Source organism: Peribacillus sp. NPDC097675, assembly GCF_050277655.1.
Classification (GTDB): domain Bacteria; phylum Bacillota; class Bacilli; order Bacillales; family DSM-1321; genus Peribacillus.
In genome coordinates this window covers 91,074-105,938 of the sequence record NZ_JBNNSK010000002.1, presented here as the reverse complement: position 1 = coordinate 105,938, position 14,865 = coordinate 91,074, and the positions used below count along the sequence as shown (strand labels likewise).

Sequence of the window (14,865 nt, the reverse complement as noted above, 5' to 3'; positions counted from 1 at the left end):
GGAAGGTAGGCAAGAGTGATGAAAGTGATTCTTGTAAATGAACAAAACCTCTCAATTGTTCAATCAAATAGTTGTTCAAGTGTAATGGCATTAGGTTTTTTTGACGGAGTTCATAAGGGGCACCAACATGTGATCAGAAAGGCTAAAAAGTCAGCAAAGCTAAGAGGTCTTCCTTTAGCGGTCATGAGTTTCTTTCCGCATCCAAAAACCGTATTTTCAAATCAAGAAATTGATTATTTAATGCCAATGGAGCAAAAGGTACAACAATTAAAGACGCTGGGTGTAGACATTTTCTACATTGTGGAGTTTACAAAGACATTTGCATCTCATCGACCGAAAACATTTGTGCAAGAGTATTTAATCAAATTACAGGTGAAACACGTGGTAGCTGGTTTTGATTATACGTATGGAGCAAAGGGTGCTGGAACGATTCAGACGATTGCAGAGCACAGTGAACAACTTTTATCCGTGGATGTCGTAGAAAAATATGCAATGTATGGTACTAAGGTAAGTTCCACTTATTTGCGAGAACTTTTACGAAAAGGAAAAGTTGAAACAATGGCTGCACTACTCGGACGGCCTTATCAAGTCCAGTACTCTTTCCAAGAGGGATTAAAAGCGTATTATACACTGCCGGATGATGGAAGTTATTATGTTTCTGTGTTGATAGGAAAGCGAGCTATTTCCCAAGTTGTGCATGTGCTTGATCAAAGAATTCAATTCAATCATGATTTTCATTTTGAGGAATCTACAATTATTTTTCATCAAAGTGCAGCACATGATTTACAAGTAACTAGTTAAAGGATGAGGTACATGCTTAAGACAGAAAAGTTTTATCAATTATTACAGCAGCAAGAAACGCTGTTATTACCAGGCGCATATGACGGTATGACAGCACGGTTACTAGAAGAAGCGGGTTTTGAAGCGATTTATGTGACAGGAGCCGGAATTGCTAATGCGCAACTTGGTTGGGCGGATGTCGGGTTAACGACGTTAACAGAAATTGCACAAGTTGTTTCATGGATGTCCGATATCACAAAGGTTCCATTAGTGGTAGATGCAGATACTGGATTTGGAAATTCTATTAATATGCAACGGACTATTAAAATATTAGAAAAGGCAGGTGCCGCTGCCATTCAAATTGAAGATCAAGTCATGCCAAAGAAGTGTGGACATTTTAATGGTAAAGAAGTAATTTCTCAAGAAGAAATGGTAGGGAAAATACATGCAGCTCTTGACGCACGTCAAGATGAAAAATTAGCAATCATTGCACGTACGGATGCACTGTCTGTATTAGGTTTTGATGAAGCAATCAAGCGTGCTAATGCTTATAAAGAAGCTGGCGCTCATGCTATTTTTATCGAAGCCCCACAAGAATATGAACAAATTATAGAGATTCCAAAATTAGTCACAGGCATTCCACTTATCTTGAATTTGGTAGAAGGGGGAAAAACACCTCTATTTTCTCAAACGGAAGTACAAGAAATGGGTTATCGCGTTATGCTTTGTGCCAATACGGTTTTACGTGGTGCAATTAAAGGAGTAAAAGATGCAGTAAACGTTTTAAAGCAAGAGCGGTCACAGAAAAATATAGCACCATATATTTGCTCGTGGGAGGAACGTCAAGAATTATTTAAATTACATGAGATAAATAAAATGGAAGAAAAATATTCTGAAAAGTAAGAAAGTGGTGAACGCACATGGATGAAATAAATTATGATCTTGTTATCGTTGGTTGTGGAGCAGCTGGAACAGCAGCTGCTTTAGCGGCAGCGGAAGAGGCAAAATCTCAAAATCAAACACTATCTATTGCAATATTAGAACGTGCGCCGTTTGAAAAACGGGGTGGAAATACCCGTTGGACTGCTGCTTATATGCGAATGGAAAACATTGATACACCGGCACCTAATTTGGTGGGCGACATGCGAGATTTTTCGGATAATTTAATTGATCTTGAATATGCTGAAACATTAGAAAAAGAGGCAGGGCCAACGTTACGATGGGTTGAATCCAAGGGGGTTGAATTTGATTTCTTACCTACAATGTTTTTAACCGCTTCTCGTCCACGCTTATTACCAGTGGGGGGAGGTAAAGCGATAATTGATACGTTAAGTTTACGAGCTCGTGCTTTAGGTGTCGAAATTATATATGAGGCTACAGCTTGGGATTTAACCCTTGATGATACAGGAGCAGTGAACGGGCTACAAGTACGTGTAGCTGATGGTAGTAGCATTTACTTGAAAACAAATGCCGTAATTTTAGCGGCAGGTGGATTTCAAGGCAATAAAGAAATGATGGCTCAATATGTGGGGAGAGATGCACACAAAATCCCCCCAGTTTCAGAAGGTGGCTTGTTTAATAAAGGAGAAGCTATTCGAATGGCGATGCGAATTGGTGCATCAGGGAACGGCCAATTTGATTCCTTTCATGCAGAGACAGTAGACCCTAGGAGTAAGCGTGAGGAAGCTGCTGTTATGTTATTTCCCTACGCAATTCTAGTGAATCAAAATGGTGAACGCTTTACCGATGAGGGTGTATCAACGATTGATGAGCAGTACGAAGAAGTAGCACGCAAAATTTTTTATACATGCGAAAATCATATTGCCTATATGATTACTGATCAAAAGATGTATACGATCCCCAATTACGAAGAGGCCTTACAAACTGATAGACCACCAATTGTTGCAAACACAATCGAAGAGTTGGCAGACAAAATCAATGTTAATCGTGAAAACCTTGTACAAACGGTAGATGATTTTAACGCTGATTGTCCGACTGGGGAATTCATTTATGACAAAGTTGATGGTTTAGCGACGACGGCATTAGCTTTAAATAAATCAAATTGGTCAATTCCCATAAATGAGGGGCCTTTTATTGCTTATCCCATACATTGTTGCAACGTGTTTACAAACGGCGGGCTTGCAACAGATGTTGAGGGTCGCGTGTTAACAGGTGACGCAGTGCCGATTCCTGGTTTATATGCTGTTGGTGAAACATCAGGTATTTATTATGGGAAATATCCAGGCGGTACATCTGTATTGCGTTGCTTAGTATTCGGACGTCGTGCAGGTAAACATGCAGTGTCGTATATAGATAGCTATCAAACGATTCGATAAAGGAGGTCGTCTTAAATGGAACTAGAGGGGAAAGTGGCTCTTGTTACAGGTGCCAGTAAAGGGATTGGAAAAGAAACAGCCATTTTACTGGCTTCTTACGGAGCAAAGGTGGCCATTTGCGCCCGAGATTTGCAGGAATGTGAAAACGTGGCACAGTTTATTCAAAATACTTATGGTACAAAAGCTATTGGCGTCTCCTGCGATGTTGCGAATGAAGAGGAAGTAGAAGCGGTTGTAGAGAAGGTTAGGGAACAACTCGGGACGGTTGATATATTAATTAACAATGCAGGAGCAATGCTTTTAAAACCTTTTACTGAAACATTAACTTATGAGTGGCAAAGGATGTTTGATGTGAATGTACATGGCCCGTACTATTTCTGCAAACAAGTTGTAAAGGAAATGAAGCAAAAGAATGATGGAGTTATTGTGAATATTTCATCTATATGGGGTACAAAAGGCGGTCCGGATCGCAGTGCTTATATCACTTCGAAACATGCTGTAATCGGTTTTTCGAAAGCATTAGGCGAAGAATTAAAACCTTATGGTGTACGAGTGAATGCAGTATGTCCGGGACCTGTCGACACGCAAATGACCGCAGCACTTGGGGAAAATATCAATAAGGCAGGCTGGCTCGTTCCCATCGATATCGCCTTTGTAATTGTTGATTTAGTTTTACCAAAGAGTAAGGCTATATCGGCAACTTCTGTAGAAGCATTTGGTGCTGGGATGCCAGTTGGAATTACAAAATAATGAAATGGGGGAGTTTATAATGACAGAATTGAAACAGGTATACACACAACAAACAATTACATTGGATTTGGCTAAGGAGATACTTGAAAAGGCAGAAGAGAAAGGGAAAGAGTTAGGCATGAAATTTGCGATTTCTATCGTGGATAAAGCAGGAAATTTAAAGGCGTTCTCTGCTATGGACGGTACGCCTGTATTGGCATTGGAAATCGCTCAAAATAAGGCATTTTCAGCAGCTGCTTATAATCGTGCGACCCATGAATGGTATGATCGCTTGAAGGATGATCCACCATTAATGGCTGGATTAGTACATACAAATCGCCTTGTGGTATTTGGTGGAGGATATCCAATCCAGGTAGATGGTGAGTGCGTTGGGGGGATTGGTGTAAGTGGTGGCCATTACACGCATGATATGCAAGTGTGTGAAGCCGGGCTAAGCGTTTTGTTAGCAGCAACAAAGGAAGTATAAGGCTATGAATCAAGTAGATGTGATTATTGTCGGGGCTGGAATGGCTGGCCTATGTGCCGCACTGGAAGCTACCGAACAAGGATCAAGAGTCGCCATCTTTGAAAAACAAGATACCATTGGTGGCAGTTCACTTTTAAGTGGTTGTTTTATGGCTTTTGCTGGAACCAATTTTCAGGAACGTCTCGGTATCCAAGACTCAACTGCTAGTTTAATAGAAGACATGTTAACGGTTGGACAGCATCAAAATGATGAGGCGTTAGTAGAAGCGTACGGAAAACATCAACTGGAAACGTATAATTGGCTCGTTGCACATGGTATTCAGTTTCAAGATTGTCAGGCAGTAAGTGGCCATTCTAACCCTAGAGGACATACCATCATTCCGGAGCAAGCCATTTACACACTAAGAAATAAGGCAGTGGAAAATGGAGCTATCTTGTATTTGGATAGTCCGGTTAATCGGTTGATCATCAAGGAAGATAGAGTTAGCGGCGTAGTGTATGAACAGAATGGTGAGAAAAAAGAGTGCTTTGCCAATTCAGGTGTTATTTTATCGACTGGTGGATTTTCTCAAAGCGAAGAGATGCTTCATTTATATGCCCCGCAATTAGATGAAACGATTCGCCTTGGAGGAACTGGGAATCAAGGAGATGGTTTAAAATTAGCCGCTTCTGTAGGAGCATGGTTAATAGATTTTCCTAATTTGAAAGGCACATATGGTTTTCATCCGAATTCATCTAACGAGAGAAAGCGGCAAGCCCATACGTTTTATAAGGGTGGCATCATCGTAAATGAAGAAGGCAACCGTTTTGTGAATGAATCAATTTCTTACAAATTATTAGGGGATGCGGCGTTACAACAAAAACAAAGAACTTTTCAAGTCTTTGATCAAACAGTTATGAATGAAAGTGTAAAAAACGATGCCCTATATGATTTTGATCTTTTGTATTCAGAGAACTTAATAGTGAGTGCAGATTCTTTAGAAGAGCTGGCTCATTTACTTCGAATACCTACAGAAAGTCTAGTCCAGACTGTTGCATCCTATAATGAGGGGATTGCTAGAGGAAAAGATATGTATGGTAGAAAAACTTTAACTCATACATTTGGAAGTCCTCTTCCAATTCAGCGAGCGCCATATTATGCCATGGAAACCGTTGCGGCAATGCTAGCGACATATGCAGGTGTACGGGTTAATTCAAGAGCAGAAGTGGTCAATCCATTTAATGAAGTGATTTCAGGATTGTATGCGGCAGGAGAAATGGTTGGTGGGTTCCATGGCGCTGGGTACATGACAGGAAGTTCTTTGGGAAAAGCAGCTATTTTTGGTAGGATAGCCGCGAAACAAGCTATAAATAAGTTAAGTGATAGAAATTTGGCATCAAAGAATTGTTGAAAAAGAGCGTAATGCAGAAGTTCAGCATTTAAAAAATTGACGTTGGTGAAGAGCCTCGTGGGAGAAGAATCTTTATTGGTTTCAGTTTTAGAGACATTTATTCTGTTGGAAAACCCATTAAGTGGGAGGGGATAGATATGAGCGAGAATATCAATATACAGGAAATTGAAAGAAGTACATTGAAGAAAACTATGAGAAGGATTTTACCTTTTATTTTGGTTTTGTATATTGTTGCTTTCCTTGACCGGGTTAATATGGGGTATGCTGCGTTAGAAATGAATGCTGAACTTGCGTTATCCGCCGAAATGTTTGGACTTCTATCAGGATTTTTTTATATCAGTTACTGTCTGTTTGAAGTACCTAGTAATATGATTTTACAAAAGGTTGGAGCAAAGTTTTGGATCGCTAGGATCATGTTAACCTGGGGAATCATAGTCGTACTTACTGGTTTCGTACAATCGGCAGTCCATCTTTATATCTTACGGTTCTTGTTAGGTGTGGCCGAAGCAGGGTTCACCCCTGGCATCATTTTATATTTAACGTATTGGTTTCGTGCTAGGGAACGCGGAAAAGCAACAGCAGCGTTTTTTGTTGCCCTCCCATTAGCTGCATTGGTGGGTGCACCGCTCTCCACTTGGATTATTGATAAGATAGCTTGGGGTGGGTTATCTGGATGGAGATGGATGTTTATTCTCGAAGGTACCCCAGCTGTAATGTTAGGTATAATTGTGCTGTTTTATTTGACTAATCGTCCTGCCCATGCGAAGTGGTTAACGAATGAGGAAAAAACATGGTTGGAAGGGGAACTTGAAACAGAAAGAAAGGTAGCTGCAAAACATAATAAAACTTCGCATAGAGGCATGTTGAAGAATTCGAATGTGTGGAAACTGTCAGTATTTAATATTGCAGGATTTGTAGCTGTAAACGGTTTGAATTTCTGGATTCCAACCATTATTAAGAATCTTTCTGCATCAGGGACGTCGAACCTAGAAATCGGTTGGCTTGCAATGATACCTCCACTGGTTGCCATACCTTCGATTTTATTTGTCGGTTGGAATGCGGACAGGACCAATAAGCATAAACAACATCTGGCTGTTTGTGTATCAATCGCTATGATTGGATTGATCGGATGTGCCTTTGTTACAACCATACCATTAATGATTCTAATGCTTTCGATAGCATCCGCAGGATTATATGGAATTTCGGGTTCATTTTATGCTTATTTAACCTTTTTCTTCAGTGAATCTACGGCACCTGCAGGAATCGCACTCGTAAGTACCTTGTCATCTTTGGGTGGTTTTATTGGACCGATGGTATTAGGTGTTTTAAATTTACAGCAAGGTATGCTTGTCATTTCAGGATTTATGGTTGTTAGTTTGCTGACGCTCATTACCTTAAATCAACATCATAGAAAATTGACGCTGAATGTTGGCGAGGAAGTGTAAACCAATCTCGTAAATTGCACATATTTACTAATAATACAGGAGGTAACTCATGAAAATCTGGCATCAAAGTCTAACCAGCATTGAATCAGTCATTCCATATCGGGATGCTGTCTTGAAACATATTGATCGTATAGCTCGTCCGGGAGTAGAGGTTGTGCTCCATGGAATGGAGAAAGAGACCTACCCAACAAATTACCCTGGACACTTTATTACTTATTCTTATCTACAAAACTTGCACCGTGAACAGTTTGTTCGCGCAGCAATAATGGCTGAAAATGCTGGATATGATGCCATGTTCATCGGTACAATTCCTGATGTGGGTCTGTTAGAAGCCCGTACATTGGTAGATATACCTGTTATTGGATATGGTCAGGCCTCCTTCCATATTGCTTCTATGCTTGGCGATCGAATAGGTGTTGTGAATTTCTTGGCTCCACTAGCAGATGAGCTTCGTCAAAATGCTGAACGTTATGGTTTAGGAGGGAAACTAGGACCAATAGTTCAGACAGATATTGGTTTTGACGAAGTACTGGCCGGGTTTGAAAATCCAGAACCTGTAATAGCTTCATTCAAAAAGGCTGCTGAAAAGGCCATTGCTGAGGGAGCAGATATAATCGTACCTGGAGAAGGACCAATGAACGTATTCCTAGCCACCCATGGAATATCAAGGATTGGTGATGTTCCGGTGATTGACTCTTTTGCCGCGGGGATTAAGATGTGTGAATCGTTGGTGGATCTTAAGAAGAATTCAGGTGTTTACATGACTCGACGAGGTTTTTACAATTCAAAACCGCCTGTAGAAGCAGTAGCAAGGCTTCGTGAACTTTACGGATTGGTTCCTGTTCCAGATTATAAAAACGATCATGGGCTCCCAGTAAGAGGCGGGGAAAAAACATCTTTAACTTAAAACGTTTTAAGTCGTCATATCAACTGAATGATTTCTATTGAAGGATGAAAAGTAAAAATCTAAAAAACTTATTAGAAATTAGAATAGAAAAACAGGTGGGGAAAATAAACTCTTTTCCCCACCTGTTTTACTTTTTGCACTCATTAGGATTAGCATCTTATCAAAAGTTCTCACGCATTTTCCCTTTCATAACTGGCCATTTTATTTCTACGTAATTTACGTTTTAGTTTTTAAAATAGTCTCAATAATTTAGGTTAGTCCATTTTCCCTTCTATATAAGATGTTGATACTTGATCGATAGCTACCTTATTTTTATCTAATATCTTTTCAAGAACTATAGCTATACTATAAACGATTACAGAGGTGAGAATCGCATTAACAGGCGGAATACCTGGTATAAAGTTGGCTGCGAATATCCCAGTCACCCAAGCAATAATGGCTTTCGTATTGACTATTTTAATTTCATTTTGAGCATAACCTGATTTTCTTCTTATTAAAAAGTAATCAGCTAAAATTATAGCTCCAATAGAGGGAATGGTTGATCCAAGAATAGTTAACCAACTGATAAAGTTGTTATAAACGACTAATGAGAGAGCTGTACCTATTAATCCATTAAAAACGACAATCTTATTCTTTGGTAACTTTGTGATATGTGAAAATCCTAAACCTGACGTGTAAAGAGAATTATCGTTCGTTGACCAAATGTTTAGACCTAAAACAATAATGGCGGGTATAAGTAAACCCTGGGCCAACATAACGTCTGAGATATCTGCAAATCCCATAGCTAGAGTTCCGACCATTCCGAAGGCGAACATCAAAGAGTTACCAATGAAATAGGCAATGAAAGTTGTAAGAAAACCATTTAGTCCAGTTTTGGAGAATCTTGTGAAATCCGCTGTTAATGTAGCCCCACCTATAAAAGAGCCGATACAAATAGAAAGCGCTAATGTATAGGACATGGTCTCCGTGGGTTCAAGTTGCATCAAAAGTTCAAAGCCACCAACATTATCCGTAGCTTTGAAGATAGAAAGGCTACCGAGGATAGCAATGGCAGGTACTGCCACTACACTTAGTATTGTTAATGCTTTCATTCCCCAATAAGCGGTGGATGTCATCAAAATACCAGAAATGATAATTAAAAGGGGTAAGCTGATTCCTGTTGCTTTATTCACCATAATCGAAAAAGTTGCTACACCTACACCAAACCATCCTATTTGAATGGCGCTTAGCAAAAAGGATGCTAGATAGGACCCTTTATTTCCGAATGAGTAACTGGTCAATAAATGTGTACTCAATCCTGACTTGGCTCCAATGAACCCAAGAAATGCGGCGTAAATGCCTAATATAAAATTTCCAGCCAAAATAACAAGTATAAACTCTCTCATATTCAAACCCTGGCCTAATGTTCCTCCAGCCACCATACTGGAGGAAAAAAAGGTGAAGCCTAACATTACGAAGAACATAGGAATAAATCCTCTGCGATGTTTCTTGGGAATGGATTCTAATGCAAAATCTTGGTCTTGATGTGACATTGTAAGTCCTCCTTTTTTTATATAAAGTTTAGAATATTAAGAAAATTTAAGAGAAAATAGGGATGTTAATCTTTGTTATAGCAGGCTTTGTTTCAACTATAATTTCGCCGTTTCTAATTGAATAAAGTACAGGTGATTGACAACGAATGGCTTCATACTCTGAATCTGTATCAATAACGATAAGATTCGCTTTATTTCCTTCTTTTACACCATAATCTTCTTTCAACTGTAAAGCTTTAGATCCATTTGTAGTAATTAGCTTCATCGCTGTGACAATGTCGTTGTATCCTGTCATATGGCATGCATGTAGCCCCATTTCTAGAACACGAATTAAATTACCATCGCCTAGTGGATACCATGGATCCATAATTGAATCTAGTCCAAAACATACATTGATATCTGCTTCTAAAAGTTCTTTTACTCTTGTTATTCCTCTTCGCTTAGGATAGCTGTCGAATCTTCCTTGTAAATGCAAATTCGCCTTCGGAAGTGCTACAAAATTAATATTTGATTGTTTTAGTTTCTTGAAAAGTTTGTAAGCATAAGCATCATTATAAGAGCCCATTGCGGTTGTATGGCTTGCCGTTACACGCTCACCCATTCCTAATTTATAAGCTTCGGAAGCTACTACTTCTACAAATCTCGATTGTTCATCATCAATCTCATCACAATGAATATCAACCATTTTATTATATTTATAGGCCAATTCAATTGATTTTTTCACTGAGTTAACGCCATCTTCTCTCGTAAACTCATAGTGTGGAATGCCACCAACAACGTCTGCCCCCATTTTTAAAGCCTCTTCTAATAATTCTTCTCCATTTGGGTAGGCATAGATCCCTTCCTGAGGAAAAGCGACGATTTGCAAGTCTACCCAAGGTTTTACTTCTTCTTTGACTTCTAACAAAGCTTCTAACCCTAGAAAACTGGGATCCGTGATATCAACATGGGTTCTTACGTGTTGAATACCGTGTTTCATTTGCATATTCAATGCCTTCAATGCACGGTTCTTAATATTTTCTTTAGTATCTTTGAAAACTACTTTTCTCTCTGACCAAATTTGGATGCCTTCAAATAGGGTACCAGATTGATTCCATCTAGGTGTTCCGGCAGTTAAAACACAATCCAAATGGATATGCGGTTCGACAAAAGGTGGCAAGACGAGTTTCCCTTCTAAATCAATTATTTGATCGTTCTCTACTGTATCCTCAGGGGAGTAAGAGGTGATACTTAGGATTTTTTCGTCCCTTATACTAATATTCCATCTTCCTTCTTGACCATATAATTTAGCATTTTTTAAAAGCATAGTATTCACATCTCCTCGATTGTTTGTGGGTGCTAGTATATTAAAACTATAAATGAAAAAAATTCCTTTGTCTACACCAGTGTGTTAGATTATATAACATGTAGGTTAAGGGTTTATTGAAAAAAAGCTTAGGAATAAAGAATATTCTATTGTTAAATCTAATTTTAATAGTTTGTGTTATGTTTTATTACAACAAGGGGAGTTTGTTTGGTTGAACTTTTTTAAACGTTTTGTCATATGAAGTGGGTTTTCATTTATCTGAGCTGAATGGTGAAATGCTATTGAGTGGAATGTAGGGGGTGGTTTGCAAGAAAAAAACTTGAATAATCTGAAATTTTATTCATAATTAAAGAATCAGCCTATTAAATAGTGTTACATAATCCAATAATAAGGTGTTTTTATATGACCGAAAATACAATCGAAGAGCTTTGCCATTTATATACTGATTTATCGGACCCGGATATTCAGATCATTGTTAACGTAGCTAACACGCTACCTCTATATGCTGAACTTACTAACAAGTGTATATTTATAGACTGTATGGTGAAATCTAGCAAACAAGCAATTGTTGTTGCCGAGGCACTACCAAGAACACAGGAAGCGGTTTATAAAAAGTCCGTAGTAGGGGAATTTGTCTATGAAACATTTGAACCAGGCGTTCATTATAGTCATCGTACTGGAAAAAAGTCTATCCGGCATCGGGCTATTACACAAGAAGGTAAAATTGTTGAGCAAAGTGTCGTGCCCATACGTAATGATCTCCATGAAGTGATTGGTACATTGATTATGGAAGAGGAATTAGCTACTATTTTTAATAAAGCGAATGAGCGGGCTGACATTTCATTTGGATCAAAAGCACTCGGGGATTTGATGGCCGAAACTATTGATGGTTATCCGATTGTAACAGATCTGTTGATGGAAATTTTTCTCGTTACAGACGCTGATCAGCGGCTTGTATATGCTAATCCGGCTGGAGTCAGATTTATAAATGAAATGAGTCAAGCAGATAGCATACAAAATGAAGATATTTTAACACTCCTTCCTTTTCTAGCGGAGATTCTTGATAACCAGGAAGCAGTTTATGTTTCTGAATTGACTGTTTTGTCAAAAAATATTGAAGTGAAAAAGGTGAAAATGCATAGTAAAACAAATGAGCTGAAGGGTATTCTATTGATCATTCAGGATTTGACAGAACTGCGCACGAAAGAAAAAGAATTGATGATGAAGTCCGTTGTCATTAAGGAAATTCACCACCGAGTCAAAAATAATTTACAGACTGTCGCAAGCCTTCTAAGGTTACAAATGCGCAAAATATATCCGTCTGAAAATAGAATCCATTTTGAAGAAACCTTAAACCGTATTTTTAGCATTTCTTCAGTTTATGAATTGATTTTAGCCAATGAAACTGTGGATGAAGACGATGTGGATCTGATAGAATTATCAAAGAAAATTAGCTCGTCTATGGTACTTAATGGACTTTATAAAAAAATAGGTTTGATTATTGAGTCAAATGGCAACAAAGTAATAACATCCTCCAGAAAGGCTGTTTCAGTTTCATTAGTTGTCAATGAACTTGTACAAAATTCCTTGAAACACGCATTTCCAGGAGAATTATCCGGTACTATTCATATCGAGTTTTTTTCCCATAAGAAGTTTGTTGAACTGCACATCCGTGACAACGGCGTCGGGATGGCAAGGGCATCATATTCGCTCGGGCTTGATATCGTTCATAATCTCGTTGTGAATGATCTTGGGGGAGAATTCATGTATAAGACAGTTCAAAATGGTACACAAGCAATAATCAAGTTCCCACTAAGCCAGGAGGTAATGATTCATCATGAAAAAACGGATTCTAATTGCTGAAGATGAATCAATTATTCGAATGGATTTAAAAATGATGCTTCAGGATCATGGTTTTCAAGTGGTAGGAGAAGCAGGAGACGGAGACCGGGCGATTGAACTTTCTTTTGAGTTGAAGCCAGATCTCATATTAATGGACATTAAGATGCCAAAAGTTAATGGTTTGCAAGCAAGTAATATCATCGGTCGCCAACTTGATTTGCCGATTCTTCTCATTACAGCTTATAGCCAACAGGAGTTCGTGGAAAAATCTAAACAGGATAATATTCTCGGGTACCTCGTAAAACCGATATCAGAATCAAATTTGATTCCGGCTATCACGGTAGCTCTTCATCAGGCTGAAAAAGCAAAGTCACTTAAGCGTTCAGCCCAATCTGCACAGGATGAAGTTCAAAAACGAAAGCTTATTGAACGTGCGAAAGGATTACTGATGGAGAAGAGTAAGCTCTCGGAGAAGGATGCCTATACCTCACTTCGAAATGAGAGCATGTCCCGCCAGCTGACAATGGAGTCAATTGCACAGGAAACTATTTTAAAGTATCTCAATTAACAAGTACATAAGAAATTATTAAGCAAAGGCGCTTAAAGAGTAACTTCTTTAATGCGTCTTTTTGTTCTTTAAGGGGGCTGTTATTTATCAGAGATAAGCGAATAGAGAATTGAATAATACTAATCATCAAGAAAACAGGAGGAAATTCATATGGAATTGATTGGTACAGGTGTAATATACATTATCATGGCATGTGCTCTTGCTGGAGCCATTGCTGCTATAAAAAATGCGGATCAGGGGCTCGGAAAAGAGTTTATGGACGGTATTCATACCGTAGGTCATATTTTTGTTCCGGCTGCTGGAATTATGGCATCCATTCCGTATTTAACAATTTTTATTGATAAACTCGTCGGACCATTTTTTAATCTTCTTGGTGCCGATCCGGCGATTGCAGCAACAGCCATTCTGGCATCTGACATGGGCGGATATCAACTGGCGAATGCATTGAAGGGATCATATGAAGGCTGGATAATGGCATTGATCGTTGGCTATATGGCTGGCGCCACCATTGTTTTCTCGGTTCCGATGGGACTAGCGATGCTTGATAAACGCGATCATAAGTATATGGCACTTGGAATCATGTCAGGCGTATTGACGATTCCGATTGGAGCGTTAATTTCAAGTGTATTGGTAGTTTTATTTAATACAGAAATCCGTACAGAAATTAGTACAACAGCTGATTCAACACATGAATTCGCACTGGCATATGGGCAAATTTTTCTGAATTTATTACCTCTGCTCCTATTTGTCCTCGCGATTGCGGCTGGACTAAAATTTTTCCCGCGTATGATGATCAGCGGTTTTATGATTTTTGGGCGAGTGATGGATGCGTTAATTAAACTAGTACTTGTTTTCTCGATTATTGAAATTTTCACAGGTATCTTTTCGACGGTCTTCGGAGAATGGGGATTCCATCCAATCATGGCTGATGAAAAGGATCAGTTCCGTGCCCTGGAAACAGCAGGTTATATCGGTATCATGCTTGCCGGAGCCTTCCCAATGGTATATTTACTCCGTAAATATGCAGCAAAACCGCTTGAATTAGGTGGACGTAAACTTGGTTTATCTTCTACTGGAAGTGCTGGTATTCTGGCAACAGTAGCTAACATTCTAGCGATGTTTCAGCTCATTCGGTACATGCCTCCTAAAGACAAAGTGATCAATATTTCATTTGCGGTATGTTCAGCTTTTTTGCTAGGAGATCATCTTTCCTTTACCGCTAACTTTCAGCCAAATCTCATCTTACCGGTTCTTGCCGGCAAATTTCTAGCTGGTGTATGTGCAATTGCTTTCGCTTATTGGCTATCCGTCCCAACTGCCTTGAAACTGGAAGAACAGGACCGTAAGAACGGTATAATTAAAAAAGGAGAGTATCTCACAGAAGGGGATGCTGAATATCTTGTTGATAAGAAAGCCTAACAATTATCGGTTAGTTATTAAAAATGTTGGGATACACAGTAACCTCAAATATGGGTTAAGAAGGATTAGTGATAGAGGGTAAATTAACTGTAATCTTTACAATTGATAGAATATTTGATATATT

General features: G+C 38.9%; 13 protein-coding genes. 11 read left to right on the top strand and 2 right to left on the bottom strand.

Going from position 1 to position 14,865, the window contains the following annotated elements; genetic code table 11:
- The first annotated feature begins 18 nt into the window (after positions 1 to 18).
- The 8 genes from ACQKL5_RS03770 (at position 19) to ACQKL5_RS03735 (ending at position 8,074) form a co-directional block, all read left to right on the top strand.
- Positions 19 to 801 (top strand): adenylyltransferase/cytidyltransferase family protein, encoded by a 783-nt coding sequence (locus ACQKL5_RS03770; protein ID WP_427606979.1) that lies wholly within the window; start codon positions 19 to 21, stop codon positions 799 to 801.
- A 12-nt stretch (positions 802 to 813) separates the two neighbouring features.
- Positions 814 to 1,683: an isocitrate lyase/PEP mutase family protein gene (locus tag ACQKL5_RS03765; RefSeq protein ID WP_427606694.1), complete on the top strand. Its 870-nt coding sequence runs from the start codon at positions 814 to 816 to the stop codon at positions 1,681 to 1,683.
- A 17-nt stretch (positions 1,684 to 1,700) separates the two neighbouring features.
- Positions 1,701 to 3,116: an FAD-dependent oxidoreductase gene (locus ACQKL5_RS03760; protein WP_427606693.1), complete on the top strand. Its 1,416-nt coding sequence runs from the start codon at positions 1,701 to 1,703 to the stop codon at positions 3,114 to 3,116.
- A gap of 15 nt (positions 3,117 to 3,131) precedes the next feature.
- Complete coding sequence (locus tag ACQKL5_RS03755) at positions 3,132 to 3,866, top strand: SDR family NAD(P)-dependent oxidoreductase (protein WP_427606692.1); 735 nt, start codon at positions 3,132 to 3,134, stop codon at positions 3,864 to 3,866.
- 19 nt (positions 3,867 to 3,885) lie between these two features.
- Entirely contained in the window at positions 3,886 to 4,332 is a 447-nt protein-coding gene (locus ACQKL5_RS03750) for a GlcG/HbpS family heme-binding protein (protein ID WP_427606691.1), read from the top strand.
- A gap of 4 nt (positions 4,333 to 4,336) precedes the next feature.
- Positions 4,337 to 5,722, top strand: a complete 1,386-nt coding sequence (locus tag ACQKL5_RS03745) for an FAD-dependent oxidoreductase (protein ID WP_427606690.1) — start codon at positions 4,337 to 4,339, stop codon at positions 5,720 to 5,722.
- Positions 5,723 to 5,859: 137 nt separating this feature from the next.
- Positions 5,860 to 7,167 (top strand): MFS transporter, encoded by a 1,308-nt coding sequence (locus ACQKL5_RS03740; RefSeq protein WP_427606689.1) that lies wholly within the window; start codon positions 5,860 to 5,862, stop codon positions 7,165 to 7,167.
- 49 nt (positions 7,168 to 7,216) lie between these two features.
- Positions 7,217 to 8,074, top strand: a complete 858-nt coding sequence (locus ACQKL5_RS03735; protein WP_427606688.1) for an aspartate/glutamate racemase family protein — start codon at positions 7,217 to 7,219, stop codon at positions 8,072 to 8,074.
- Positions 8,075 to 8,328: 254 nt separating this feature from the next.
- Here ACQKL5_RS03735 and codB read toward each other — a convergent pair whose 3' ends face one another.
- Entirely contained in the window at positions 8,329 to 9,606 is a 1,278-nt protein-coding gene (gene codB, locus ACQKL5_RS03730) for a cytosine permease (RefSeq protein ID WP_427606687.1), read from the bottom strand.
- Positions 9,607 to 9,652: 46 nt separating this feature from the next.
- Entirely contained in the window at positions 9,653 to 10,912 is a 1,260-nt protein-coding gene (codA, locus tag ACQKL5_RS03725) for a cytosine deaminase (protein ID WP_427606686.1), read from the bottom strand.
- A gap of 402 nt (positions 10,913 to 11,314) precedes the next feature.
- Between codA and ACQKL5_RS03720 the strand changes: the two genes are divergently transcribed.
- The 3 genes from ACQKL5_RS03720 (at position 11,315) to eutH (ending at position 14,741) form a co-directional block, all read left to right on the top strand.
- Positions 11,315 to 12,775 (top strand): sensor histidine kinase, encoded by a 1,461-nt coding sequence (locus ACQKL5_RS03720; protein WP_427606685.1) that lies wholly within the window; start codon positions 11,315 to 11,317, stop codon positions 12,773 to 12,775.
- Complete coding sequence (locus ACQKL5_RS03715) at positions 12,750 to 13,322, top strand: ANTAR domain-containing response regulator (RefSeq protein WP_427606684.1); 573 nt, start codon at positions 12,750 to 12,752, stop codon at positions 13,320 to 13,322. Before ACQKL5_RS03720 ends, ACQKL5_RS03715 begins: the two co-directional genes overlap by 26 nt.
- 150 nt (positions 13,323 to 13,472) lie before the next feature.
- On the top strand, positions 13,473 to 14,741 hold the full coding sequence (gene eutH, locus ACQKL5_RS03710) for an ethanolamine utilization protein EutH (RefSeq protein ID WP_427606683.1): 1,269 nt from the start codon (positions 13,473 to 13,475) through the stop codon (positions 14,739 to 14,741).
- The last annotated feature ends 124 nt before the right edge of the window (positions 14,742 to 14,865 follow it).

Excerpts from the sequence above, each read along its gene's own strand:
- ACQKL5_RS03770 (WP_427606979.1), top strand. The coding sequence starts at position 19 with ATGAAAGTGATTCTTGTAAATGAACAAAACCTCTCAATTGTTCAATCA.
- ACQKL5_RS03765 (WP_427606694.1), top strand. The coding sequence starts at position 814 with ATGCTTAAGACAGAAAAGTTTTATCAATTATTACAGCAGCAAGAAACG.
- ACQKL5_RS03760 (WP_427606693.1), top strand. The coding sequence starts at position 1,701 with ATGGATGAAATAAATTATGATCTTGTTATCGTTGGTTGTGGAGCAGCT.
- ACQKL5_RS03755 (WP_427606692.1), top strand. The coding sequence starts at position 3,132 with ATGGAACTAGAGGGGAAAGTGGCTCTTGTTACAGGTGCCAGTAAAGGG.
- ACQKL5_RS03750 (WP_427606691.1), top strand. The coding sequence starts at position 3,886 with ATGACAGAATTGAAACAGGTATACACACAACAAACAATTACATTGGAT.
- ACQKL5_RS03745 (WP_427606690.1), top strand. The coding sequence starts at position 4,337 with ATGAATCAAGTAGATGTGATTATTGTCGGGGCTGGAATGGCTGGCCTA.
- ACQKL5_RS03740 (WP_427606689.1), top strand. The coding sequence starts at position 5,860 with ATGAGCGAGAATATCAATATACAGGAAATTGAAAGAAGTACATTGAAG.
- ACQKL5_RS03735 (WP_427606688.1), top strand. The coding sequence starts at position 7,217 with ATGAAAATCTGGCATCAAAGTCTAACCAGCATTGAATCAGTCATTCCA.
- codB (WP_427606687.1), bottom strand. The coding sequence starts at position 9,606 with ATGTCACATCAAGACCAAGATTTTGCATTAGAATCCATTCCCAAGAAA.
- codA (WP_427606686.1), bottom strand. The coding sequence starts at position 10,912 with ATGCTTTTAAAAAATGCTAAATTATATGGTCAAGAAGGAAGATGGAAT.
- ACQKL5_RS03720 (WP_427606685.1), top strand. The coding sequence starts at position 11,315 with ATGACCGAAAATACAATCGAAGAGCTTTGCCATTTATATACTGATTTA.
- ACQKL5_RS03715 (WP_427606684.1), top strand. The coding sequence starts at position 12,750 with ATGAAAAAACGGATTCTAATTGCTGAAGATGAATCAATTATTCGAATG.
- eutH (WP_427606683.1), top strand. The coding sequence starts at position 13,473 with ATGGAATTGATTGGTACAGGTGTAATATACATTATCATGGCATGTGCT.